This window comes from Acinetobacter sp. 25-47-122 (assembly GCF_056779695.1).
Map to the genome: position 1 here is coordinate 27092 of NZ_JBWYIJ010000017.1, position 22516 is coordinate 49607.

Genomic DNA, 22516 nt, shown 5'->3' on the forward strand with positions numbered 1-22516 from the left:
ATAACAAGATATCCATGTTTGTAGAACAAAACTTTTGCACTTATGTTTTAGCTCTGACTATTGCTGCCGCTGTACCCGGGCCAGGTATGATCACAATTCTGATTAATACAATTAAAAATACCAAAATGCATGGCTGGTTTACTCTATTTGGATTAATCACAGGTGATTTCTTATATTTAACCTTATCTCTTATCTTTATTAAATTTCTTCACCAATTTATAAATCCTAAAATTATTCAGATCATTATCATCATTGGTGCATTTTATTTACTATACATAGCAATACAAATTTGGGCATCCAATGTCCGTGAAATGAAACAAAATCATTTCAACTTTTCACCGACAAATAAAAAAATTTACAAAACCTCCTATGGACAAGGCCTACTTGTCACAATGAGCAATCCTAAAACGATGACGTTTTACATTGCACTATTACCCCCATTTCTTTCCTCCAATACCATGTTCAGTTTAGAGCAGATCTTTAGTGTATATGTCGCGACAATGTTCGTCTTAGTTTTGATTGGAGGACTGTATATTTCTTTGGCTATCATCATTATGAAATATTTATGTTCTCAAAGAAAAATGGATATCATTATGAAATTATTAGCATCAATTATGGCATTTATATCACTAAGCCTGATCTATTCGAACATTTCAGCTTTTACATAGTGATCATTAAAATATGCTTATAAATACAACAATATTTTGTTGTGAACATTTCTATACTTCTATTCTGTGTTATAAAGTAACATATTCTCAGATTCATTTTACCCAACTTGGTATAGCATTATGACTGATCATTCTTCACCAGAAAAATCTCCTTGGGGTTGGAAAGCGCTAATTATCGCGATCATTTTAAGTATTATATTTATGGTGATTTTCTATGTAGCCATTGAAAATGAACCTGACTATATGCCAAGTAAACAACGAACAGAAACCAGTGAACATCATGCATTCAAAGCATCACCTGTGATGTCTGAAGAAGCAGCAGCAAAAATCGAAGCCAACAAAGCTGCTCAAGCTAGTGCAACTGAACACAATATGACTGAAGAAGAACACGCAGCAATGGGCGAACACAGTCATAAACATGATGGTGAATCAGGTTCACATAGTCATTGATATTTGTTATGAAAAAACGGAGCATTGGCTCCGTTTTTTTATTCAAGCTGCATCGTCATATAAACATGAGGAATACCACAATCTAAGTATTCCTTACCTTGGGGCTCAAACCCTAAACGTTGATAAAATGGTAATGCATGAACTTGAGCAGAAAGATTCAAGGTTGGTCGCTTTTCCCTTTGAGCGGACTCAATTATAAATTTCATGAGCTCAAACCCAACACCTTTTCCTCGATAAGCCTTTATGACTGCTACCCTTCCAATACTATGGTTTTGAAGTAGTCGAGCCGTGGCGATTGCCTCACCTTTATGGAAAACAACGAAATGAATCGATGTCTCATCTTCCATATCCCATTCGTCTTCAGGTGAAATTTGTTGTTCCAGAATAAATATTTGCTCTCGTATCTGCATCGCGTAGCACTTTAATTGCGACCATGAACCTACTTGAACATCGAAGACATTACTCATGTGTTAATTCCCAAAGGGGTGTTAGCACTTTTCACCAATATTTTGTTGCTCCCACTCACCTTTTAGAAGCAACTCTAATGAGTGCTTTTGAATGCCATACATATTTTTTAATGCAATGATTTGATCTAACACTTGCTGATCTGGTGCGTTAAAATCTTTTCGCTTGGTGGCTAAAATCATTTTATTTTTGCTGGTATGCTCTAAAGCCACAAATTCAAAAACTTTTGTCTCGTAACCATAGGCTTTTAACAATAGCGCTCGAATTGTATCTGTCAGCATTTCAGCTTGTTGCCCCTCATGAATACCAAACTGCAACATTGGCTTTAGTACAGAGGGACTTTGCATTTGAGGTCTTAACTCTTTGTGGCAGCACGGCGCGCACATAATCATTTGCGCATTCAATCGAATACCGGTATGAATCGCAAAATCAGTCGCTACATCACAGGCATGCAACGCAATCATGACATCGAGTTTTTCAGGCGAGTAAGTTCGTACATCTCCTTGGAAAAAATCTAAATGCTTAAAATCTGATTTACGGGCAACATCTTGACAGAATTGAACCATTTTCTCGTTCAGTTCCACACCTGTAACATAAGGATTGTAATCATTTTTTTGTAAGTAATCATACAGTGCAAAGGTGAGATAACCTTTACCTGAGCCAAAATCGACAACGTTGAGCTGCTGATCAACTTGAATTTGGTTTAATGCGCCTGAGCAAATCTCAACAAATTTATTAATCTGTTTCCACTTACGCGCCATGCTTGGAATAATTTGTTCTTTTTGATCCGTAATACCCAACGGTTGAAGAAAATAACTTTCTTGCTCAACAAAACGGTGTTTTTGACGGTCATGTGATTTTTCAATGATCTTGGAGACTGAAGCCTTTTTACTTTGAGTTAAGATCGCTTTTTTCTTATTTTTCTTGAGCTGTAACTCGCTGTCCAATGTAAAAAGATTGGCTTGTTTGCATTCACTGACCAATTTACTCACCAACGGATCAGCTTCATCAATTGGAAAATTTTTGGTCACATCTTGAGTTTTAAAGCGATACAGAACATTCAGCATCCATTCATCTTGTAATCGAATCATGCGTAAAGTCATCTTCTCTAAAGCTTCTATCTCGCCCTGATATTGACTCAGAATCATACGATCAAAACGCTGAGAAGCTAATGCTTGATGAAATGCTTCAAGAAATTGTTGCTCTTGCGGGGTGGAAGATGCCGAAACGGTCATAAACAGTGCCAAAAAAAGAAATGCTATTAAATTTTAATGCGTCTTACGCGAAAAGCAAAATTCAATTACGATACAGATGTATAATTAAATGTGTAAGTGAACAATGAAAGCATCTCCTGCTTCGTATGATCCATTAGAAGAAAAAATTAATTTCATCAGTCATGCCATTGGTGCTGTCTTGGCCGTCATCGGTGCCATTTTATTGATTATAAAAGGTACTGCTTATCCTTTGGCACAATGGATCGGGCTTTGGGTCTATGGACTTAGTTTAGTTCTACTCTTTACGGCGTCTAGTCTTTATCATTTTGCGGAAACACCTGACCGTCGGGGTTGGTTTAAAAAATTGGACCACACGGCTATTTATTATCTCATCGCAGGAACATACACTCCTTTTCTATCTATAGCTTTACCAACGCAAAAAGCTCACTATTTATTAATTGCGCTTTGGGTAATTGCGGCGATTGGCACTTTGTTCAAATTAGTATTTATTCACCATTTTCAAAAAATATCGCTTTTTGCCTATCTTGCAATGGGATGGTTAGCATTACTTGTGATCGATGATATGCGTACATATTTATCTGATCAAAGTTTAAGCTTACTTATAATTGGTGGCCTTGCTTACACCATAGGCGCATTGTTTTATGCTTTAAAAAAGGTAAGATACACTCACGCTATCTGGCATATTTTTGTATTGATAGGTGCAGGATCACATTTCTTGTCTATTTATCTTTACGTGCTATAACCACTTTAACTACATCGTCTAGCAACCCTAACACCGTAGAGCGAGTTGGTATTTCGTATTTTTTTAAGAAATTACGCCTTTTTTAAAAAGATTACGCTATTAAATCTAAGTTTTTTATTTTTAGTAAGTGTAAGGTCTCTCATGGCGTCTAATACAGCATCACAACAAGCTCAACCCGCAAACTCTAAAACTCGGGTATTAACTGCAAGTCTCGTTGGTACAACCATCGAGTTCTTCGATTTTTATATTTACGCAACAGCTGCAGTCATTATTTTCCCCTACTTGTTCTTTCCAACAAGTACAGATCCTATGACAGCAACGATTCAATCATTAGCAACTTTTGCAATCGCATTCATCGCACGTCCTATCGGCGCCGCACTATTCGGTCATTTGGGAGATCGAATCGGTCGTAAAGCAACCTTAGTGGCAGCCTTGCTAACCATGGGACTTTCTACCGTTGCGATTGGTTTACTTCCAACCTATGCGCAAATTGGCATTGTGGCACCCTTACTTTTAGCTTTGTGCCGATTAGGTCAGGGCTTAGGTTTAGGTGGCGAATGGTCAGGTGCAGTTCTACTCGCAACTGAGAATGCACCAGAAGGCAAACGTGCTTGGTACGGTATGTTCCCTCAACTTGGTGCACCTATCGGCTTCATCCTTGCCACAGGCTCTTTCCTTACGCTTGGGGCATTCATGAGTGAAGAAGCATTCATGTCCTGGGGATGGCGTATTCCATTTATTTCAAGTGCCTTATTGGTGATTGTAGGCTTGTGGATTCGCTTAAAGTTGCATGAAACGCCAGCATTCCAAAACGTGCTTGATAAACAAAAAGAAGTGAATGTTCCTTTTGTACAAGTTTTTAAAAAGCATTCAAAAATGCTTGTACTCGGAACGATTGCAGCCATTTGTACTTTCGTAGTTTTTTACTTAACCACTGTATTTGCATTGCAATGGGGTACAAAACAATTAGGTTACTCTCGTGAAGAGTTCCTACAACTTCAGTTGGTTGCAACGCTTTGTTTTGCAGCATTTATTCCCCTTTCTGCAATTTTTGCGGAAAAGTTCGGTCGTAAAACCACTTCGATCGCGGTGTGTGTAATTTCTGCTATTTTTGGTATTTTCTTTGCGGATATGTTGGAGTCAGGAAGCACACTGATTGTGTTCTTATTCTTATGTATTGGTCTTGCGATTATGGGCTTAACCTATGGTCCAATTGGTACGGTACTTTCAGAAATCTTTCCGACATCGGTGCGTTATACTGGTTCGGCGTTAACATTTAACCTTGCTGGTATTTTTGGTGCATCTTTCGCACCTTTGATTGCAACGAAATTAGCAACTGAATATGGTTTGTCTGCAGTAGGCTATTATTTGACGGCTGCATCAATCCTTTCACTGATTGCTTTCCTCATGATTCGCGAAACGAAACATGATGATGTGAATAATCAAATTTGATGTTTTCATCTAAAAAACCGGCTTTAGCCGGTTTTTTTATTAGCTGAGTTCAATGATATCAATCATCGGTGGTACTCTGAATCTGAATGGGACACCTACCATCCCAGTACCTACGGACACATAAACATTGGCATGTTCATGCTTATATAGACCACGTTTATGACCCAAGATAGACACTTTTTTCATGATGTAATCTGTCAACCACGGAAGCTCCACTTGTCCCCCATGAGTATGCCCTGACAACATCAACGGATGAGTTGGCAATTTTGGCACCATATCCACCGTATCCGGATTATGTGACAGAATTAACCACGGCTTATCTTGTGGTAAATCAGGCATATCCCGCATGTCAGCCTTACCTGCCCACAAATCCCCCACACCAATCAATCTAAACTCATCAAACTCAACAATCTTACCTTCAATATCCATCACCTGATTTGAAGCTAGCGCATCTTTTAATAATGCCTGAATCGGTGGACCTGGATATTGCTCATCATGATTACCATTCACAGAATAGACAGGCGCTTGAATTTCTCTTAATACTCGGAGCTCTTCTGCCAGCTTATTTTCTGGTTCATAGGTCCAATCACCTGCCACAACCACTAAATCTGGTTGAGCTTGATTAATCTTATTCACGATAATTTTCAGTTGTCTTTCATGCCCAGAAAACAATCCAATATGTAAGTCTGCAATTAATGCCACTTTAATCGGATGTTTAAAGGGTTGCGCCGAACTTAACTTGTAACTCAGGTTATTCACTACTACACGATGTGGCTCAATGAAACGTGCATAAATCAATACACTGCTCAACAAGAAAATAAACACACCTTCATGCAATGAAAATATACCTTGCCAAGTAGCAAAAATACTAAAAAACCACAACGGAACAAGTAAATAAGAAAGATAAAATGCCAAGAGATGAACAAAGGCTTTAAATGGATGTATGGTTTCAGTTCGAGATTGGCTCATCCATGCTTGCGTGACTCCCCAAATAGCGAAGAGCGAGAAAATAATATAGAACGCAGCAAGGATGTTATTTGTTGTCCACATATTCAATCTCTTTCATTAAATCAGACGAATAATCTGAGTGGTTCATTTATCTTTTAAATGGTGCTCTTTATACTTTAGCACATTGAGTTCAAAGAATAGATTATGCAAGCAAATCACATGGAAAAGAATCAATCTCAACAATTGAATCGCCAAAAGAAAACATCTTTTAAAATGCGCTTCATCATGAGTTCATGTTTGATTCTTGCTTTACCCGCATGCTCAACTTTACCCACTCAACAAGCTATTGCACCTCAATATGCGTACGACATCGACACTCATGGCACTTCATTGGCGCAAATTGTCGAACCTTTGAAAATTAAGAATCCTGAATTAACAGGTTTTCATGTTTTATATGATCCAATCGAAGCGATAGCTGCACGTTTTCAATTAATTGAGAAAGCTGAGAAAACACTCGACCTTCAATATTACATTTGGGATAACGACCGTGTAGGTGCATTGGCTCTTTATAAAATCATTCAAGCTGCTGATCGTGGTGTAAAAGTCAGATTGTTAATGGATGACAACAACGCTAAGACGATGGAAAGTATTTATCTCGCGCTGGATCAACATCAAAACATTGACGTAAAGTTATTCAATCCTTATAAATTCCGACGCCTTAGACCCGTTGATATGATTTTGGATCTGAAACGTATCAATCGACGGATGCACAACAAAACGTTTACAGCTGACAATCAAATTACCCTGATTGGCGGCCGAAATATGAGTAATCAATACTACAATGTCAGTGACCGATATCAATTTTCAGATGTTGATGTCATGCTTGTCGGTCATGCAGTAAGTGATATTACACACTCGTTTGATGAGTACTGGAATCATGAATATGCCTATCCAGTTAAAAATATTGTCAATCATCAACAATATACATTGCGCTATGAAGGTTTAAAACAGCAACTGCAAGAGCACTTTGATGATGGTGCTGTACGTAGTTATGTTGAAATTACTCGTGAATCTCATGATTTTGATCGTTGGCTCAATCAAGAAATTAAGCTGGATTGGGTGAAAGCAGAAGTCATCAAAGATTCTCCTGAAAAAATCAAAGCGAAAGCTAAGAAAGAAGAACATCTCAACTTTCAACTGGTTGAACGCTTAGAGAAACCAGAAAAAAGTGTCGATATCATTTCCGCTTACTTCGTTCCTGAACGCAAGGGTGAGCAACGCTTAAGTGCGATCGCACAAGATGGCGTTAAAGTTCGCGTACTGACCAACTCTTTTAAAGCCAATGATGTTGCGCTTGTACATGCATTTTATGCGAAATATCGTCAGGATTTACTGCAAAACGGCGTAGAGTTATATGAGTTCCTCCCTGCTTTGCCAGAAGAATTCCAAAATAAAAATAATATTGAAATTTCTAAGCAGTCCAAAGTGAGCCTTAAAGGGCTGAGTCGCTCAAGCCTGCATGCAAAAATGATGGCTTTGGATGATAAGCAAGTATTTATCGGATCATTTAATTTTGATCCACGTTCAGCCAATTTAAATACTGAAATTGGCGTCATTTTAAACAGCCAGCCCCTAGCGCAAGCTGTGCATAAAACCATGGATCAGAACCTAAAAAAATATGCCTATAAATTAGTTCTAGATTCACAAAATAATATTAATTGGAAACAAGCGACACCTGAAGGTATTAAAATCTATACCAAAGAACCAAAAATGAAATGGTGGCAAAAAGCAAGCTTGAAAGTTATCTCGTGGTTGCCAATAGAAGGATTCATGTAAAAAGCAGGGATCATCATGATCCCTGCTTTGCTTCTACTGATTAAGCTTTGAGCACTTTTTGATGTAATACTTCCAATCCTTCCTGCATTCTGAGTTGCACTTCTCTCGTTAAGCTTTCAACTGTATGTCCAGTAACATCAATCGTGGGCAAAGCTGTTAAATGTGCAACGACTTGAGGCATTTCCAATACTGCTTTGAGATGCGCTGTAAATCCAATATTTCCAATAAAGGGAGCAACCTGATCTAACTCCCCCTCTTGATTGACATAACAGATTAAACAAACTTGCACTGGTTTTTGAGCCTCGATAGCTGCAGCTAAAAGTCTTCCATGCACTTTTTTGACTTTAGTTCCATCAGTCGTGGTTGCTTCTGGAAAAAATAAGACAGGAATATTTTGCTTCAAAAATTCTGTGATTTGCTCTTTAATACGGACCGAATCTCCTGAACCTCGTTTAATGAACAGTGTTCCACCACCCTTGGCAAGTTTCCCAAAAATCGGCCAATTTTCAATTTCTGCTTTTGCTAAGAAAAATACACGCGCACTCGAACCTAATACAGGAATATCTAACCAAGAGATATGATTGCTCACCCATAATGCGGGTTCACGAGGAATGTTGCCATGTACTTGTAAATCGATATTAAAAACTTTGCATAAGCGACGGCAAAAATGTTGTACATAGCGAGTATTGTTTGGATTATTCGGATTTTTATACATTTGATGCCTAAAAATTAAATAAAACCCTTCAGTGACAGCAGCAGTACCTGAGATGATTTTTTGGCTATATAGCGCTGTTTTTGAAAATAAATTGAGTTTTTTAGGCGTTAATTTTGTCATAAATTATTTCACTAAATAATAACAGGCGTTATCCACTATAGCTCCATTCTATACTGAGCTCACCAGAGATGCATTGATTATAAAAACCGTATACACATATTTGAAAATTCAATTTCAATTCAAACACCCAATAAAATATAATTTTTAAATCGAATTTATAGATTGAAAAATTATGCAAACTACAACTCAATCACCATCAAATCAAGTCATTCCCATCTGGTCGGCACTCTTCTCATTGGCATCAATTGTCGGTGGCGTCTTTTTATTTATGCTGGCGTTTATACTTATGTTCAAAACTGCTTTAGGTTAATTTAAATCTATTTCCCTCAATTGTTCAATTTCCTCTACACTAGAGTTTTGATGTGGAGTATTAGCTGAGTGGAAGTTACTGGACAAAATCAAGCAAATGAACGTGCGGTCTTGGTGAGTGTTAATGTCCAAATATTAGAAGATCTTGATCAAGAAGAATTTCGTTTATTGGCCAAATCTGCTGGTGCAGAGATTCTTGAACATATACAAGCTCAACGTATTAAACCGGATCCTAAATTTTTTATTGGTTCGGGTAAAGCTGAAGAAATCGCCGAATTTGTTGCAGCGGTAGAAGCTGATATTGTCATTTTCGATCATTCCCTCACACCATCTCAAGAACGTAATCTCGAGCGTGTTATTCAATGTCGTGTCATCGATCGTACTCGCCTTATCTTAGATATTTTTGCACAACGCGCACGAACACATGAAGGTAAACTACAAGTTGAATTGGCTCAGTTAGACCATCTCGCTTCACGTTTAGTGGGTGGTCGCATGGGCTTAGATGGTCAAAAAGGTGGTATTGGTTTACGTGGTCCAGGTGAAACACAATTAGAAACAGACCGTCGTTTACTTCGCCTCCGCATAACCCAGCTCAAAGACAAACTTGAAAAAGTCCGCCAAACACGAATTCAAGGTCGTGCAGCGCGTCAAAAAGCGTCTATTCCAACAGTGTCTCTAGTGGGTTATACCAACGCAGGTAAATCTACCCTATTTAATATTCTTGCCGAAAGTGATGTGTATGCAGCAGATCAATTGTTCGCAACTCTTGACCCAACTTTAAGAAGATTAAATTGGGATGGCATTGGAACATTGGTCTTGGCTGACACAGTGGGATTCGTTCGCAATCTTGCACACTCCTTAGTAGAGTCATTCAAAGCAACCCTTGAAGAAACACTTGAGGCGACTTTGCTTTTGCATGTTATCGATTCAAATAGTCCAGAAAAGCTTGAGCAAATTGATGCTGTTGAAAAAGTCCTGAAAGAAATTGGGGCTCAAGTGCCAATATTACGCGTATACAATAAAATTGATCAAACGGGTGAAGAACCTAAAATCATTTATGCTTCTCCCAATTTGCCCGATCGAGTCTATGTTTCAGCACATTCAAATCAAGGTTTAGATTTACTGCGACAAGCCGTTCAAGAATGTTTAATGGGGCAAATTCAACAATTTGAACTCACACTCAGACCTGAATATGGCAAATTACGCAATCAACTGTATGAATTAAATGTGATTCAGTCTGAACATTATGATGATCTAGGTCATTTGATTTTAAATATTCAAATTGCGCCACATAAATTAGAGCAACTTATAAAACAAGCACATTTACCAATTGATCAAATTCTTGGTGATAAGGCGCAACAATTTAAAAGACCTTTAGAAGAGTTTGAAATCAAATCATAAATCAGTTAAAACGTGATAAATAATGTTAAAAGTATAATCATGATGCAGTGGATGAAAACGATAGATTGGCCAGCATGGATTGGCACCCTAGTGCTTATTATTGGCTTCCGAGAAGGTTCAGTTTGGCTTACGACTCAATTGAATCATCCCGAACTGGGCAATCTTGTCGGGTTGCTTTCCTTACTACTTGTACTGTTTGCTTGGCGTAGATTTGGCACTCTTCCAACCAGAGTTGTCGATGTAAATAATAAAATCATGAAAGAAAGTGCTTTCGCATTTTTACCAATTAGTGCTGGGGCATTGGTTATGTTGGTTCATATGGGTAAAGAAATTCCTCTTTTTTTACTCGTACTCACGTTAAGTACACTTATTCCACTTTGGGTTTACGCCAAAATGGCAAAACGCTGGTTATAGGAGAGAAATATGCTCGCAATTTTAATCGGCTTTGCTATTACGTTATTCGCCTATTTAATTTCAAAACCCTGTAACCGTGTCGTACCACAGATTCCTGTCATTGTATTCGGGATGTTCTTTGTGATCGTCATCTTACTGATTGTTGGTATTCCTTATGATCACTATATGAAAGATGTCAATCCGATTTTTGATCATTTATTAGGATACGTCACGGTGGCTCTCGCGATCCCACTTGCAGCAATGCGTTATGACGATTTACCACTAAAAGGCATTTTAGGAATATTAGTGTTTGCCAGTGTCAGTGCAGTCGCATTGCCTATGGGCTTAGCCTATTTACTGCATATGGCGGATTCGACCATTATGGCTTTCGCTACACGTGCAGTGACGACACCAATCGCAATTAATATTGCGACCTTACTCCATGCACCAATTAGCTTAGCCATTTTAATCGTCATTTTATCTGGTGTTATCGGCGCAGCTTTTTCACCACTCATACTACGTCATATTAATGATGAGCGTGCCTCAGGCTTAGCACTCGGCTTAGCGGCTCATGCGATTGGGACAGCTCAAGCTTGGCAACGAGGTAGTGTAGCTGGTCGTTATGCTGCATTTGGTATGGCGGTAAATGCAACGTTTACAGCCGTTTGGCTTCCCACTTTTATTCACTTTTTAAAAGCGACCTCTTGATATACCCACGACTGAAAATAAAAAAGCCACTGATGAGTGGCTTTTTTATTAGACGAAATGATCTAAAGTAGATTCTATGCAAACATAGGATTATCGACAGCAAACATTTGCTGATCTTCAAGACGATACGCCATTAATTGATTACCCCAGACACAACCACCGTCAACATTCTGGATATGCGCAGATATTGTTTTGCCCTGTAAGGCAGCCCAATGTCCAAAAATGACTTGATGAGTTTGAGCAGCTTTTGACTTATATTCAAACCATGGCTGATAGCCAGCTGGCATCGGCTCATCTAAAGCGTCTTTAAAACTAAATTCAAGTCGACCCTCTGGATCAGTCAAACGCATACGGGTTAGATAATTCACGATACATCGTAAGCGCTCATATCCTGTTAAATCATCTGACCATAATGTAGGTTCTTTACCATACATTTCTTTCAAAAATGCATCCAGAACATCAAAATCATCATGTGCAATAACCGCTTCAACCTCTTGAGCAAACTGTTTCACTTGCTCTACTGTCCAAATATGTGGAATACCCGCATGTGTAATGACAATATTTTCATTTGGACATAAACATAAAGGTTGTTTGCGTAACCAGTCGATTAAATCATCACTGTCAATCGCATCAATCACATCACGAGTATTGTCTTTCTCTTTAATCTCTTTAATGCCCCGTGCGCCCGCTAACAAGGTCAGATCATGATTACCCAAGACTGTCGCAGCAACGCCACGATCGACCAGTTTCTTGATAAAACGTAAAGCGCCAATCGAGTTCTCACCACGTGCGACTAAATCACCCACAAACCATAAAAAATCCTGATCAGGATCAAATTTGATTTCCTTAAGTAACATTTTCAAAGCTTCAAAACAGCCCTGAACATCACCAATCACGTAATTATATCGAATGTTTTCACCAGACATTTATGCATCTACCATTTGATCTGCAAGTGCAACAAATTGAGCAAGTGTTAATGTTTCTGGACGAGCCATTGGATCAACACCAGCTTTTTCAAATCCTTCCTCTTGCAACATGCCTTTTAAACTGTTGCGAAGTGTCTTGCGGCGTTGTGTAAATACATGGGAGACTAAACGTGCCAAGGCTTTTTCATTCTTCGCCACTATTGGTTTTACATCATACGGCTCTAAGCGAAATACCGCAGAAGTTACTTTGGGTGGTGGGTTGAACGAACCTGGTGGCACTTCAAACAAGAATGTCGGTTTACAGTAGTACTGAATCATGACTGATAAACGACCATATTCTTTGGTATTTGGTGATGCCGTAATACGATCGACCACTTCTTTTTGCAACATGAAGTGCATGTCTTTGACTTTGTCACCAAACTCTAAGAGATGAAATAACAAAGGTGTAGAAATGTTATAAGGTAAGTTACCGACAACACGCAACGGACGACCATCAAACAATTCAGTGAAGTCGTAGCGTAAAGCATCAGTTTCCACAATAGTTAAACGTTCAGGATGCGGTACACGGCCGGGTAATCCAGCTGCTAAATCACGGTCTAATTCAATGACAGTCAAAGCATCACATTCACCAATTAAAGGGGATGTTAAAGCAGCAAGACCTGGACCAATTTCAACAATATTGTCACCAGTACGCGGGTTCACCGAACGTACAATTTTGGCAATGACACGTTGGTCATGTAAGAAGTTTTGACCAAAACGCTTACGCGTGTGATGCCCTTCATCTTTCGGGTTTAAGGCATTAATCTGATACATAAAGATTTCCAACGTGTAATTAAGACAAGATCACTGACGCGCTAAATCGAGCGCTAAGTCCACAGCCACATGTAAGCTCGAGCTTTTCGCAAGTCCAGTACCTGCGAGGGAGAGTGCTGTGCCATGATCGACAGAGGTGCGAATAAACGGCAAGCCCAAAGTAATATTAATGGCTTCACCAAATCCTTGAGATTTTAACACAGGTAATCCCTGATCGTGATACATGGCTAAAACTGCATCGGCATCTTTTAAATTTTCTGGCGTAAATAAAGTATCTGCAGGCAGACATAAGCTCATGTCTATCCCTTGCGCACGATAGCGTTCAAGTACAGGATTAATCACTTCGATCTCCTCCACCCCTAAATAACCATCTTCACCTGCATGAGGATTTAAACCGCACACCAAAATTTTGGGAGATTCGATTTTAAATTTAGATTTTAAATCATGAATCAGAATGTCGATGACCTGATGCAAGCGCTCAGCTGTAATCGCATCCGCAACCGCACGAAGGGGTAAATGCGTGGTTGCAAGTGCAACACGTAAGGTTTTGGTTGCCAGCATCATGACCACGCGTAATACACCAGCAAATTCTTGGTAAAACTCAGTGTGACCACTGAAATGAATACCTGCCTCATTGATCACTGACTTTTGTACAGGTGCTGTCGCCACGCCAACGCTTTTACCTGACATCGCATAGTCTGCAGAACGGCGGAGTTGCTCTAAGACATAACTCGCATTTTGAGCATTTAACTCACCCAGTACTACACTTTCATTTAAAGGAATATGTTCCACATAAAGCTGATCCACTTTTGATGATGTTTGTTGCCCTTGATACTCAATCACTTCAACTTCAAGATGAAGTGTTTCTGCACGTTGCTTGAGCATTTGTATATCAGCAAGCACGACGAGTGGACGCTCATCCAAACGTTGCGCAAGGCTTAAACAGATATCAGGACCAATTCCAGCAGGCTCACCGCTGGTGACATACAAAGGAAGCATAACGATCATCATTCAAGGATTTTTATTATTTTAATACAGATCGAATGTACGATGTTCAACAATCCCAAAATGGTAAAATCTTAGCCCTCTGATTTTTTAATCGTTCTTTTGAGTCTTTTAGCGCCAATCCATACGAAATCTTGTATCTAATAGACCAACAGCATGAGCGACTTCGGATACACATACAATCACGATGACGAGGAGCAAACCCAACAAAAGAATCCGTCCAATCGTTGAACGCATTGAATAAAACGCTGAATCTTTAATGCACAAGAAACCAAAGCCACCGATTGAATAAATAACCCAAGGGAAAATCATAAAATGTGCATACATTGAATATATAAGAATGACACTCAAAACATCGATTCCATAAATAGCGCCAAACACCACACCTAACGCTAAATATATTCCGAGAAAAATAAATAAAAATCCGGTCAAAAATTTCGTCACCTTGCTCACTTTGATTTGATCATGGCGTGAAGATAAATCTGAATGATGAACAGGAGGAGAGAAACGATCATTATTATTTTGTGAACTCATCAAAACTCCGAGCTATTATTATGATTATTTCCTCATTCTAAAAGAAATTGATTAAATAAACCGCTATACTTTTCAATCTAAATTAAATAGAATATGCCCCTCGAAATCTTAATATTTTGATTGTGGTTCTAGTGTTTTTCCGCTAGAATTCGCTCTCCTTTTTGTTTGGACAGATTCCACCGTCCAAACCAACTATAATAGGTAGTGGTTAATGAAAACTCTCAGCGCTAAGCCAGCTGAAGTTCAACACGACTGGTACGTTGTTGATGCTTCTGGCAAAACTTTAGGTCGTCTTGCGACTGAAATCGCACGTCGTTTACGCGGTAAGCACAAAACTTCTTATACTCCTCACGTTGACACTGGTGATTACATCGTAATTATCAATGCTGAGCAAGTTCAAGTAACTGGTAACAAGTCACTTGATAAGAAATACTATCGCCACACTGGTTTCCCTGGTGGTATCCGTGAAACTAACTTTGAAAAATTAGTTGCTCACAAGCCAGAAGAAATCTTCCAACGCGCTGTAAAAGGCATGTTGCCAAAAGGTCCTCTTGGTTATGCTATGATCAAGAAAATGAAAGTGTATGCTGGTGCTGAGCATCCTCACACAGCTCAACAGCCACAAGTTTTGGACATCTAAGGGATACAGCACATGGCTACTAACTATGGTACAGGTCGCCGTAAGACCGCAACTGCACGTGTTTTCCTATCTGCTGGTACTGGTAAACTCGTTATTAACAACCGTTCTTTAGAACAATACTTCGGTCGTGAAACTGCTCGTATGGTTGTACGTCAACCACTTGAGCTTTTAGATGCTACTGAGAAATATGACCTTTACATCACTGTTGCTGGTGGTGGTATCGGTGGTCAAGCTGGCGCAATCCGTCACGGTATTACTCGTGCATTGATCGCTGCTGACGAAACTTTAAAACCTGCTCTTCGTCAAGCTGGTTTCGTTACTCGTGATGCTCGTGAAGTTGAACGTAAGAAACTTGGTTTACGTAAAGCTCGTAAACGTCCACAATTCTCTAAACGTTAATTCGTTTTCCGAATTCGGACAAAAAAACCTTGGCTTATGCCAAGGTTTTTTTTCATCTTTATATTTTCCCTTACTCATGAAAATCAGTCGTACACGATGCTTTAAAATGAATATTAAACGCTGATATCAATAAAAAGACGCTAGTTTTTATTGCTCTATTTTGACTGACTTAAACAAACATATGCTTAATCATCTATCCCAATTTGAGGATTGTTAACTTTTTACAACTTCATTAAAAAATACTTTCATGCAGTTTTTTAAATTAAGGGGATAAAAATGTTAAATAGGGAAATATGTTTATCATTCGCCGTAGCCGCTACAATATTAGGTACATCCAATATTGCACAAGCAAATAACTCACAATCAATAGATGCTTTAGCCGTGTGCTGGCAATCCAATACGGGTAAGCATGTTTGTGATGGACCCATACAAAGATTAATGTCTTCATATGAAAACATAAATAAAGCATTAGAGTTAGTTGGATGCTCAGATGGATACCCTGTACAAAATAACAGTCTGGTACATCGATCTTTAGGTCAAAAATTCTCAGTGGTTTACAAGTGTGGCTATAAACTTAGACCAGGCGACACAAGTGCATTAACTAACAATCGCGACGTCCGTCAATGGTGGAGTGGAATCATACATTAGTACACAAGGCCGATTCAAAGATCGGCTTTTTACATCGCTTTGGATAAAAAAGTTAAAGATTGAATTTCAACAATGCAAGGATAGAATTTAATAAAAAACGTTCCAGACATAAATACGAATCAATATAAAATCCAAGTGTTTTAATATGCATCGCTCATTAAACGATGATTTTAGCGTGCATTTTTAGTATCCTTATCTATTCATTAATACTTTGATTGGAATATGTCAGTCGAAACCACCCCATTACAAGGCATCACCGTTTATAGTCATGCAGATGACTTTCGATCGCATTGGATTCGCTTCTTACTGGCAGAAAAACAAATTAAACACAATTTATTTATTGTCGACGAAGACAACGAGGATCTTGCGAGTTTAAACCCATACAATCAACTCCCAATGATGGTTGAAAATGAGTTAAAACTTTTCAATACATCCATCATTTCTGAATATTTAGATGATCGCTATCGTCAGAATAAATTATATGCAGATGCTCCTGCTCCACGTGCAGAACAACGCCAATATATATGGCGTTTTGAAAATGACTGGTTAAAACTTGCAGATGATATGTTGCGCCACCCAGACACCCTTGATGTTGACGCACAAAAGGCAGCTCAAAAAAAGTTAAAAGATACTCTTATCTCGCTGACACCTTTGTTTCAGCACTATCCTTATTTCATGTCTGAACAATTTACAATTTTAGATTGCATGTTGGCACCGATTTTTATACGGTTAAGAACGATGGGTATTGAGCTTCCAAAGCAACAATGCCGCCCGTTTTATTTATATTGCCAGCGTGTTTTCAGTCGTCCAGCCTTCCTTAAGTCCATGACGGTTCAGGAAAAAAATCGTTATAGTCCTGAATTAAAATCCGCTTAAAAAAGCAAAAGAGTGAGTCACATGTCTGATCAAGAAATCAAATTAAGTCCAACTCGCCCGTATTTAGCACGTGCGATTTATGAATGGATTTGCGATAACAATCTCACCCCATATCTACTGGTAGATGCCACACAACCTTATACCGATGTACCTACACAGTTCGTTCAAGACGGTCAGATTGTTTTAAATATCGTGCCACATGCTGTACATCAACTACACATGAGCAATGAAGCGATTACTTTTTCTGCACGTTTTGGTGGTGTCTCCAAAGATATTTATGTGCCAATCAATGCTGTACTCGGGTTATATGCAAAAGAAAATGGTCAAGGATTATTCTTTGATCCTGATGAATATGCCAATGCACAAACGGATGAAAATCCGATAGAATCTAAACAGCAACAAAATCAAGAAAATGAAGCACCAAAGAAAAAACCAAGTTTAAGAATTTTGGATTAAAAACTTACAGGAGAGTTGAATGGCTTTTGATTTAGTACAATATTTTGTTGAGCAGACCAAAATTCAAAAGCCTCAGCTGTTGAAACAGTATCCAGCTGAACAACGGCATGAATATCTCAATGAATTAAATATCTTAGCTTTAGGCAAACTCATCAGCCTATGGCGTAAAGACAAAAAAAAAATATACCAAGAAATTCATGCCGCTGACCAACTTTATATTCAAGAAGTCGCACGGCATTTGACGACATCTCAACATAATCAGTCTACGCTGTCTCATCAAGAACTTGAAACTGCGACATCAGAGATTTTGACCTTACAGCTTAATGAACTTAAACAACTTGATGTAACAGGTCATTATCAACTACAAGGCATGAATGAATTACTTCAGGGTCAAGTTGAACATCTCTCTGGTAAAGCAAAAGATTGGGTTTGGCTAACAAATAACCTAAATGAGTTGATTGGTTCTCAACCTGTCATTCAAGAAGATATATCATTAGACCAAACGATGAAGGAGTTTCATGATATGGTCAATCAAGTTCAACATGATCACCACGATGTTGCTGAGCCAGAAGTAGTGGCTACACCAACTTGGGCAAAAGTTTTAGAACCTGTAGTTGCGATTGCAATTCTTTGGGTGCTTTACTGTGCCCTACAAACAGTATTTGCATAAATCCTGTGATAAAAAAAGCCATCTAACGATGGCTTTTTTTTTATTGCTTATTCAGCATCAACCTCAATATTCATCAAGATTTGACGTTTTTTCACTTGCTGGCCAACTTGTCCTACGATTTCACCCACAACACCGTCCACATCTGACTTAATTTGCTGTTGGATTTTCATCGCTTCAAGAATCAATAATGTTTGCCCTTTAGTTACACGCTCTCCAGGTTGAGCAATGACATTTATAATTGCACCATCCATTGGGGCACGAATTTTACCATCCCCTGCCACATCGGCAGTCTCAGGTGGTAAATAGGTAATATTTTCCACCATGACGTTGCCATTCGCGCGATCTAAATAAACGAAATTACCATCAAGAACATAGTCGATTCGACGTCGAATTCCATTAATGCTATAAATCAATTGCTGTGTATTTTGCGCTACAACCTCAATTGACTGGCTTTCACCACAGGTTTCAACACTCACTGAACGACCATCACGATGCACAATGAGATCTAACTTTTGATCATCATATCGAAGTTTCAGTGGCAATGCTGAAGAAACCCCTGTATTCCAATCTGTTTGCGCAGATGCATTTGTCAACAACGCTGCAACCAATGCTAAGCTTTCTAAATTTAGACTCTGCTTATTCAAACTCACATCACTTTGGAAATGCTGTTGAATAAAACCAGTATTAACATCACCTTCCACCACAAGTGGATGACGTAATAAGTTAACTAAAAACTCCTTATTACTGTTTACACCTAACAGTACAGAATCATTTACAGCACGTGCCAGTAAACGGATCGCATCGGTACGTGTTTTACCATGTACGATGATTTTAGCCACCATTGGATCATAGAATGGGCTCACTTCATCAGTTGGCATCATACCGTGGTCGATACGCACGCCTTCTAAATCTGCAGGTTGCCAGCGCAATACTTTACCTGTTTGTGGTAAGAAATCTTGGCGTGGATCTTCTGCATATAAACGCACTTCAATGGCATGACCATTCATGGTCAATTCTTCTTGCTTAAGCGGTAATGTTTCACCGTTTGCGACACGAAGCTGCCATTCAACAAGATCAAGACCTGTAATCATCTCAGTTACAGGATGCTCTACTTGTAGACGTGTGTTCATTTCTAAGAAATAGAATTCACCTGATTGATCTAGCAAGAATTCAACTGTACCTGCACCCACGTAGTTACATGCTTTAGCTGCGGCAACTGCTGCATCCCCCATGGCTTGACGTGTTTCTTGTGTCAATACTGGACATGGTGCTTCTTCAACCACTTTTTGGTGACGACGTTGAATCGAGCAATCACGTTCAAATAAATACACATAGTTTCCATGTGTATCACCAAAGACTTGGATTTCCACGTGGCGGGGTGCAATGACGGCTTTTTCAATAATTAACTCGCCCGAACCAAAAGCATTTTCTGCTTCAGAACGTGCTGTTTTTAAGGCTTCTAATAATTCAGCTTCTTGATGTACTAGACGCATACCACGTCCACCACCACCTGCCGATGCTTTTACCATTAATGGGAAACCTACTTTTTTCGCTTGATCTGCTAAAAAGTCGATGTCTTGTTGGTCGCCTTCATAACCCGGTACACATGGTACGCCTGCTTCAATCATGGCGATTTTAGACAAACGCTTACTACCCATGAGCTCAATCGCACCTGCTGGTGGACCAATAAAGGTAATGCCATTTTCTGCACATGCTGCGGCAAAATCTGTATTTTCTGATAAGAAACCATAACCCGGATGCACGGCATCTGCGCCAGTTTTCTTACATGCTTCGATGATATTTGGAATCGATAAATAAGATTCTGATACTTTAGAAGGACCAATATAAACCGCTTCATCAGCCACTTGTACATGACGCGCATTTTTGTCGGCATCAGAGTACACAGCAACGGTTTCGTAACCTAAGGCTTTTGCTGTACGCATTACACGAGCAGCAATTTCACCACGGTTTGCAACTAATACTTTTGTAAACGCCATAGTTCCACCAATTTTTTAGGCTCCTCTTGTTTTGAGGAGCGTATCCTTTTTAATTCACATTCATACAGGCGTTGGAATGTGGTTTATTCTGCCCAGCTTGGTTGGCGTTTTTGAATAAACGCCATTGTGCCTTCCATCCCTTCTGCGCTTGCCACTGCATCTGCAAATTGGCGTGCTGCATCATCAAGTAACGGCCCCAATTCTTCCTTGGTGGTACGATGTAATAATGCTTTGGTTGCACGCGATGCCAATGGCGCACAGCGTTTAATTTGGGTAATGGTTTCTTCAAGTGCTGATGCAAGTTCCACTTCATCTTCAACCACTTGATGCACAATCCCCACCTCTAAAGCGGTTTGACCTTTAAAGCGCATACCTAATAAGGCTAAGCGACGTGCTTGCGTTAAGCCCACACGTGTCACTACAAATGGTGCAATTTGTGCAGGTAAAATCCCTAGACCAGTTTCAGGTAAGCCAAATTGTGCTTCTGCATGCGCAATTGCCACATCAGACACACATGCCAAACCAAAACCACCACCAAGTACAGCACCTTCAAGTACAGCCACAACCGTTTGTGGTGCTTGATCCACTTGCTCAATCAGAGCACCAAACGTACGGTTAAAGTCGGTATATGGTGTGTTGTTGCCCACTTCCATTGCTTTAGCACGGATCGCTGCCATATCTTTGATGTTTCCACCTGCACAGAAGTGACCGCCTTTACCACGCAGAATCACAGCACGTACAGATACATCATCTTTGATTGCAGCAAATACTGCTTGCATCGATTGCACCATTTTTAGGCTCATCGCATTACGGCTTTCAGGATGGTTTAACCATAAAGTTAAAATACCACCGTCTTGCTCTAGGATGATGCTGCCATCAACTTCTAAATTGGCAATTGAACTTGATAATGTCATATCAGATCTCCTGCTTATTTTTTCTTACCAGGAAGGATGTCCATCATCTTACAGATAATGCCAAGCATGATTTCATCCGCACCACCGCCAATCGAAACTAAACGACCATCACGGTAGAATTGTGCGGCTGGGTTGTCTGCCATAAAGCCATTACCACCCCAGAACTGTAAGCAGCTATCTGCAACTTCACGCGTTAAACGACCTGCTTTTAGTTTTGCCATAGATGCCATTTGCGTTACGTTTTCGCCTTCGATATGAAGTTCACAAGCACGATAGGTTAATGCTTTAAGCGCTTCGATCTCAGTCATTAACTCAGCAAAACGGAAATGGATATATTGGTTGTCAATTAACGGCTGGCCAAACGTGGTACGCTCTTTGGTGTATTGAATTGTTTTTTCGATACATTGCAACATACCGCCCATTGCGTTTGCAGCACCCCACATACGTTCTTCTTGGAACTGAAGCATTTGCATCATAAAGCCCATGCCTTCTTGACCCACTAAGTTGCGTTGTGGCACACGTACGTTGTCAAAGAACACTTGTGCAGTGGTACTAGAACGCATACCTAATTTGTCTAATGGTTCAGAGAAAGTAATCCCCGGTGTATTGGCAGGAACCACAATCATTGACTTATTAAAGTGTGGTTTACCATCAGAAGTATTCGCTAACAAACAGAAGAAGTCTGCTTGAAGCGAGTTCGTAATCCACATTTTATGACCATTAATAATATAGTCATCACCATCTTTTACTGCTGTCGTTTTAAGTGCTGCAACGTCAGATCCTGCTTGAACTTCAGATACTGCAATCGCTGCAACTTTTTCACCTGCAACTGCTGGTGTTAAAAACTCATCACGTAATTCTTTAGAACCAAAACGAGCAATCGCAGGTGTTGCCATATCCGTTTGTACACCCATCGCCAGTGCAACACCACCGACATTAATACGACCTAGCTCTTCTGCAACCACCAAGTTATAAGAATAATCGAGTGCTAAACCACCGTTTTCTTCAGGTTTACAAATACCTAATAAACCCAAATCACCCATTTTTTTGAATACTTCATGGATTGGGAATCGACCCGCTTTTTCCCATTCTGCTGTATATGGGTTGATTTCATTTTCTACAAATTGACGTGTTGTACGGCGTAGCGCTTCATGTTCTTCAGTAAATTTCATTTTTGTCTTCCTTAAAATTTCAAT

General features: G+C 39.4%; 24 protein-coding genes. 13 read left to right on the forward strand and 11 right to left on the reverse strand.

Translation table 11 applies throughout. The annotated features are described in order from the left end of the window. Nucleotides 1–14 precede the first annotated feature (14 nt). Together AC1M9P_RS13820 and AC1M9P_RS13825 are read left to right on the forward strand one after the other, a co-directional pair. Complete coding sequence (locus AC1M9P_RS13820; protein WP_481587994.1) at nucleotides 15–668, forward strand: LysE family translocator; 654 nt, start codon at nucleotides 15–17, stop codon at nucleotides 666–668. A 120-nt stretch (nucleotides 669–788) separates the two neighbouring features. Continuing rightward, nucleotides 789–1118, forward strand: a complete 330-nt coding sequence (locus AC1M9P_RS13825; protein ID WP_481587995.1) for a hypothetical protein — start codon at nucleotides 789–791, stop codon at nucleotides 1116–1118. A gap of 38 nt (nucleotides 1119–1156) precedes the next feature. On the opposite strand, the gene AC1M9P_RS13830 is transcribed toward AC1M9P_RS13825, so the two are convergent. Together AC1M9P_RS13830 and AC1M9P_RS13835 are read right to left on the reverse strand one after the other, a co-directional pair. Next, nucleotides 1157–1585: a GNAT family N-acetyltransferase gene (locus tag AC1M9P_RS13830; RefSeq protein ID WP_481587996.1), complete on the reverse strand. Its 429-nt coding sequence runs from the start codon at nucleotides 1583–1585 to the stop codon at nucleotides 1157–1159. A 21-nt stretch (nucleotides 1586–1606) separates the two neighbouring features. Then, nucleotides 1607–2818, reverse strand: a complete 1212-nt coding sequence (locus AC1M9P_RS13835) for a class I SAM-dependent methyltransferase (protein ID WP_481587997.1) — start codon at nucleotides 2816–2818, stop codon at nucleotides 1607–1609. A gap of 103 nt (nucleotides 2819–2921) precedes the next feature. Here AC1M9P_RS13835 and trhA point away from each other — a divergent pair, with 103 nt between their 5' ends. Together trhA and AC1M9P_RS13845 are read left to right on the forward strand one after the other, a co-directional pair. Continuing rightward, complete coding sequence (gene trhA / locus AC1M9P_RS13840; RefSeq protein WP_481587998.1) at nucleotides 2922–3560, forward strand: PAQR family membrane homeostasis protein TrhA; 639 nt, start codon at nucleotides 2922–2924, stop codon at nucleotides 3558–3560. Between the two features lie 141 nt (nucleotides 3561–3701). Further along, on the forward strand, nucleotides 3702–5012 hold the full coding sequence (locus tag AC1M9P_RS13845) for an MFS transporter (RefSeq protein ID WP_035267948.1): 1311 nt from the start codon (nucleotides 3702–3704) through the stop codon (nucleotides 5010–5012). A 39-nt stretch (nucleotides 5013–5051) separates the two neighbouring features. On the opposite strand, the gene AC1M9P_RS13850 is transcribed toward AC1M9P_RS13845, so the two are convergent. Next, on the reverse strand, nucleotides 5052–6062 hold the full coding sequence (locus AC1M9P_RS13850; RefSeq protein WP_035270000.1) for a metallophosphoesterase: 1011 nt from the start codon (nucleotides 6060–6062) through the stop codon (nucleotides 5052–5054). A gap of 171 nt (nucleotides 6063–6233) precedes the next feature. On the opposite strand from AC1M9P_RS13850, the gene AC1M9P_RS13855 reads away from it, so the two are divergent. Next, complete coding sequence (locus tag AC1M9P_RS13855) at nucleotides 6234–7796, forward strand: phospholipase D family protein (RefSeq protein WP_481588015.1); 1563 nt, start codon at nucleotides 6234–6236, stop codon at nucleotides 7794–7796. Nucleotides 7797–7836: 40 nt separating this feature from the next. On the opposite strand, the gene AC1M9P_RS13860 is transcribed toward AC1M9P_RS13855, so the two are convergent. Then, entirely contained in the window at nucleotides 7837–8631 is a 795-nt protein-coding gene (locus tag AC1M9P_RS13860; RefSeq protein WP_481587999.1) for a lysophospholipid acyltransferase family protein, read from the reverse strand. 378 nt (nucleotides 8632–9009) lie between these two features. Here AC1M9P_RS13860 and hflX point away from each other — a divergent pair, with 378 nt between their 5' ends. The 3 genes from hflX to AC1M9P_RS13875 are packed head-to-tail and all read left to right on the forward strand — an operon-like array spanning nucleotide 9010 to nucleotide 11442. Next, nucleotides 9010–10341 carry a ribosome rescue GTPase HflX gene (gene hflX, locus AC1M9P_RS13865; protein WP_481588000.1) on the forward strand — a complete coding sequence of 444 codons (1332 nt, stop codon included), beginning with the start codon at nucleotides 9010–9012 and terminating at the stop codon, nucleotides 10339–10341. A 42-nt stretch (nucleotides 10342–10383) separates the two neighbouring features. Next, a complete protein-coding gene (locus AC1M9P_RS13870; RefSeq protein ID WP_481588016.1) occupies nucleotides 10384–10755 on the forward strand; it encodes a hypothetical protein in 372 nt (123 codons plus the stop codon). Nucleotides 10756–10764: 9 nt separating this feature from the next. Beyond that, entirely contained in the window at nucleotides 10765–11442 is a 678-nt protein-coding gene (locus AC1M9P_RS13875) for an LrgB family protein (RefSeq protein ID WP_481588001.1), read from the forward strand. 74 nt (nucleotides 11443–11516) lie between these two features. Here the strand turns inward: AC1M9P_RS13875 and AC1M9P_RS13880 are convergent, their stop codons facing one another. The 4 genes from AC1M9P_RS13880 to AC1M9P_RS13895 all read right to left on the reverse strand — a co-directional run bounded on the left by AC1M9P_RS13880 (nucleotide 11517) and on the right by AC1M9P_RS13895 (nucleotide 14720). After that, nucleotides 11517–12368, reverse strand: a complete 852-nt coding sequence (locus AC1M9P_RS13880; RefSeq protein WP_481588002.1) for a symmetrical bis(5'-nucleosyl)-tetraphosphatase — start codon at nucleotides 12366–12368, stop codon at nucleotides 11517–11519. After that, nucleotides 12369–13181, reverse strand: a complete 813-nt coding sequence (gene rsmA, locus AC1M9P_RS13885; RefSeq protein WP_035270009.1) for a 16S rRNA (adenine(1518)-N(6)/adenine(1519)-N(6))-dimethyltransferase RsmA — start codon at nucleotides 13179–13181, stop codon at nucleotides 12369–12371. A gap of 30 nt (nucleotides 13182–13211) precedes the next feature. Further along, on the reverse strand, nucleotides 13212–14192 hold the full coding sequence (gene pdxA, locus AC1M9P_RS13890) for a 4-hydroxythreonine-4-phosphate dehydrogenase PdxA (RefSeq protein ID WP_481588003.1): 981 nt from the start codon (nucleotides 14190–14192) through the stop codon (nucleotides 13212–13214). A gap of 105 nt (nucleotides 14193–14297) precedes the next feature. After that, nucleotides 14298–14720 (reverse strand): hypothetical protein, encoded by a 423-nt coding sequence (locus AC1M9P_RS13895; protein ID WP_481588004.1) that lies wholly within the window; start codon nucleotides 14718–14720, stop codon nucleotides 14298–14300. Nucleotides 14721–14931: 211 nt separating this feature from the next. Here AC1M9P_RS13895 and rplM point away from each other — a divergent pair, with 211 nt between their 5' ends. The 5 genes from rplM to AC1M9P_RS13920 all read left to right on the forward strand — a co-directional run bounded on the left by rplM (nucleotide 14932) and on the right by AC1M9P_RS13920 (nucleotide 18409). Next, nucleotides 14932–15360: a 50S ribosomal protein L13 gene (gene rplM, locus AC1M9P_RS13900; RefSeq protein ID WP_035270016.1), complete on the forward strand. Its 429-nt coding sequence runs from the start codon at nucleotides 14932–14934 to the stop codon at nucleotides 15358–15360. Nucleotides 15361–15372: 12 nt separating this feature from the next. Then, a complete protein-coding gene (gene rpsI / locus AC1M9P_RS13905; protein WP_035270019.1) occupies nucleotides 15373–15759 on the forward strand; it encodes a 30S ribosomal protein S9 in 387 nt (128 codons plus the stop codon). 870 nt (nucleotides 15760–16629) lie between these two features. Then, nucleotides 16630–17283 (forward strand): glutathione S-transferase N-terminal domain-containing protein, encoded by a 654-nt coding sequence (locus AC1M9P_RS13910; protein ID WP_481588005.1) that lies wholly within the window; start codon nucleotides 16630–16632, stop codon nucleotides 17281–17283. A gap of 21 nt (nucleotides 17284–17304) precedes the next feature. Continuing rightward, nucleotides 17305–17739, forward strand: a complete 435-nt coding sequence (locus AC1M9P_RS13915) for a ClpXP protease specificity-enhancing factor (RefSeq protein WP_035269488.1) — start codon at nucleotides 17305–17307, stop codon at nucleotides 17737–17739. Between the two features lie 19 nt (nucleotides 17740–17758). Beyond that, nucleotides 17759–18409, forward strand: coding sequence for a hypothetical protein (locus AC1M9P_RS13920; protein ID WP_481588006.1), 651 nt, complete (start codon nucleotides 17759–17761; stop codon nucleotides 18407–18409). 47 nt (nucleotides 18410–18456) lie between these two features. Here AC1M9P_RS13920 and AC1M9P_RS13925 read toward each other — a convergent pair whose 3' ends face one another. The 3 genes from AC1M9P_RS13925 to AC1M9P_RS13935 form a co-directional block, all read right to left on the reverse strand. Beyond that, nucleotides 18457–20406, reverse strand: a complete 1950-nt coding sequence (locus tag AC1M9P_RS13925) for an acetyl/propionyl/methylcrotonyl-CoA carboxylase subunit alpha (RefSeq protein WP_481588007.1) — start codon at nucleotides 20404–20406, stop codon at nucleotides 18457–18459. An 83-nt stretch (nucleotides 20407–20489) separates the two neighbouring features. Next, nucleotides 20490–21320: an enoyl-CoA hydratase/isomerase family protein gene (locus AC1M9P_RS13930; RefSeq protein WP_481588008.1), complete on the reverse strand. Its 831-nt coding sequence runs from the start codon at nucleotides 21318–21320 to the stop codon at nucleotides 20490–20492. 14 nt (nucleotides 21321–21334) lie between these two features. After that, entirely contained in the window at nucleotides 21335–22492 is a 1158-nt protein-coding gene (locus tag AC1M9P_RS13935; RefSeq protein ID WP_481588009.1) for an acyl-CoA dehydrogenase family protein, read from the reverse strand. Between the last annotated feature and the right edge of the window lie 24 nt (nucleotides 22493–22516).

Excerpts from the sequence above, each read along its gene's own strand:
- trhA (WP_481587998.1), top strand. The coding sequence starts at position 2,922 with ATGAAAGCATCTCCTGCTTCGTATGATCCATTAGAAGAAAAAATTAAT.
- AC1M9P_RS13880 (WP_481588002.1), bottom strand. The coding sequence starts at position 12,368 with ATGTCTGGTGAAAACATTCGATATAATTACGTGATTGGTGATGTTCAG.
- AC1M9P_RS13850 (WP_035270000.1), bottom strand. The coding sequence starts at position 6,062 with ATGTGGACAACAAATAACATCCTTGCTGCGTTCTATATTATTTTCTCG.
- rsmA (WP_035270009.1), bottom strand. The coding sequence starts at position 13,181 with ATGTATCAGATTAATGCCTTAAACCCGAAAGATGAAGGGCATCACACG.
- AC1M9P_RS13870 (WP_481588016.1), top strand. The coding sequence starts at position 10,384 with ATGCAGTGGATGAAAACGATAGATTGGCCAGCATGGATTGGCACCCTA.
- AC1M9P_RS13855 (WP_481588015.1), top strand. The coding sequence starts at position 6,234 with ATGCGCTTCATCATGAGTTCATGTTTGATTCTTGCTTTACCCGCATGC.
- AC1M9P_RS13925 (WP_481588007.1), bottom strand. The coding sequence starts at position 20,406 with ATGGCGTTTACAAAAGTATTAGTTGCAAACCGTGGTGAAATTGCTGCT.
- AC1M9P_RS13935 (WP_481588009.1), bottom strand. The coding sequence starts at position 22,492 with ATGAAATTTACTGAAGAACATGAAGCGCTACGCCGTACAACACGTCAA.
- AC1M9P_RS13830 (WP_481587996.1), bottom strand. The coding sequence starts at position 1,585 with ATGAGTAATGTCTTCGATGTTCAAGTAGGTTCATGGTCGCAATTAAAG.
- AC1M9P_RS13860 (WP_481587999.1), bottom strand. The coding sequence starts at position 8,631 with ATGACAAAATTAACGCCTAAAAAACTCAATTTATTTTCAAAAACAGCG.
- AC1M9P_RS13920 (WP_481588006.1), top strand. The coding sequence starts at position 17,759 with ATGGCTTTTGATTTAGTACAATATTTTGTTGAGCAGACCAAAATTCAA.
- AC1M9P_RS13835 (WP_481587997.1), bottom strand. The coding sequence starts at position 2,818 with ATGACCGTTTCGGCATCTTCCACCCCGCAAGAGCAACAATTTCTTGAA.
- AC1M9P_RS13845 (WP_035267948.1), top strand. The coding sequence starts at position 3,702 with ATGGCGTCTAATACAGCATCACAACAAGCTCAACCCGCAAACTCTAAA.
- AC1M9P_RS13930 (WP_481588008.1), bottom strand. The coding sequence starts at position 21,320 with ATGACATTATCAAGTTCAATTGCCAATTTAGAAGTTGATGGCAGCATC.
- AC1M9P_RS13825 (WP_481587995.1), top strand. The coding sequence starts at position 789 with ATGACTGATCATTCTTCACCAGAAAAATCTCCTTGGGGTTGGAAAGCG.
- rpsI (WP_035270019.1), top strand. The coding sequence starts at position 15,373 with ATGGCTACTAACTATGGTACAGGTCGCCGTAAGACCGCAACTGCACGT.
- AC1M9P_RS13910 (WP_481588005.1), top strand. The coding sequence starts at position 16,630 with ATGTCAGTCGAAACCACCCCATTACAAGGCATCACCGTTTATAGTCAT.
- AC1M9P_RS13895 (WP_481588004.1), bottom strand. The coding sequence starts at position 14,720 with ATGAGTTCACAAAATAATAATGATCGTTTCTCTCCTCCTGTTCATCAT.
- rplM (WP_035270016.1), top strand. The coding sequence starts at position 14,932 with ATGAAAACTCTCAGCGCTAAGCCAGCTGAAGTTCAACACGACTGGTAC.
- AC1M9P_RS13820 (WP_481587994.1), top strand. The coding sequence starts at position 15 with ATGTTTGTAGAACAAAACTTTTGCACTTATGTTTTAGCTCTGACTATT.
- AC1M9P_RS13915 (WP_035269488.1), top strand. The coding sequence starts at position 17,305 with ATGTCTGATCAAGAAATCAAATTAAGTCCAACTCGCCCGTATTTAGCA.
- pdxA (WP_481588003.1), bottom strand. The coding sequence starts at position 14,192 with ATGATGATCGTTATGCTTCCTTTGTATGTCACCAGCGGTGAGCCTGCT.
- AC1M9P_RS13875 (WP_481588001.1), top strand. The coding sequence starts at position 10,765 with ATGCTCGCAATTTTAATCGGCTTTGCTATTACGTTATTCGCCTATTTA.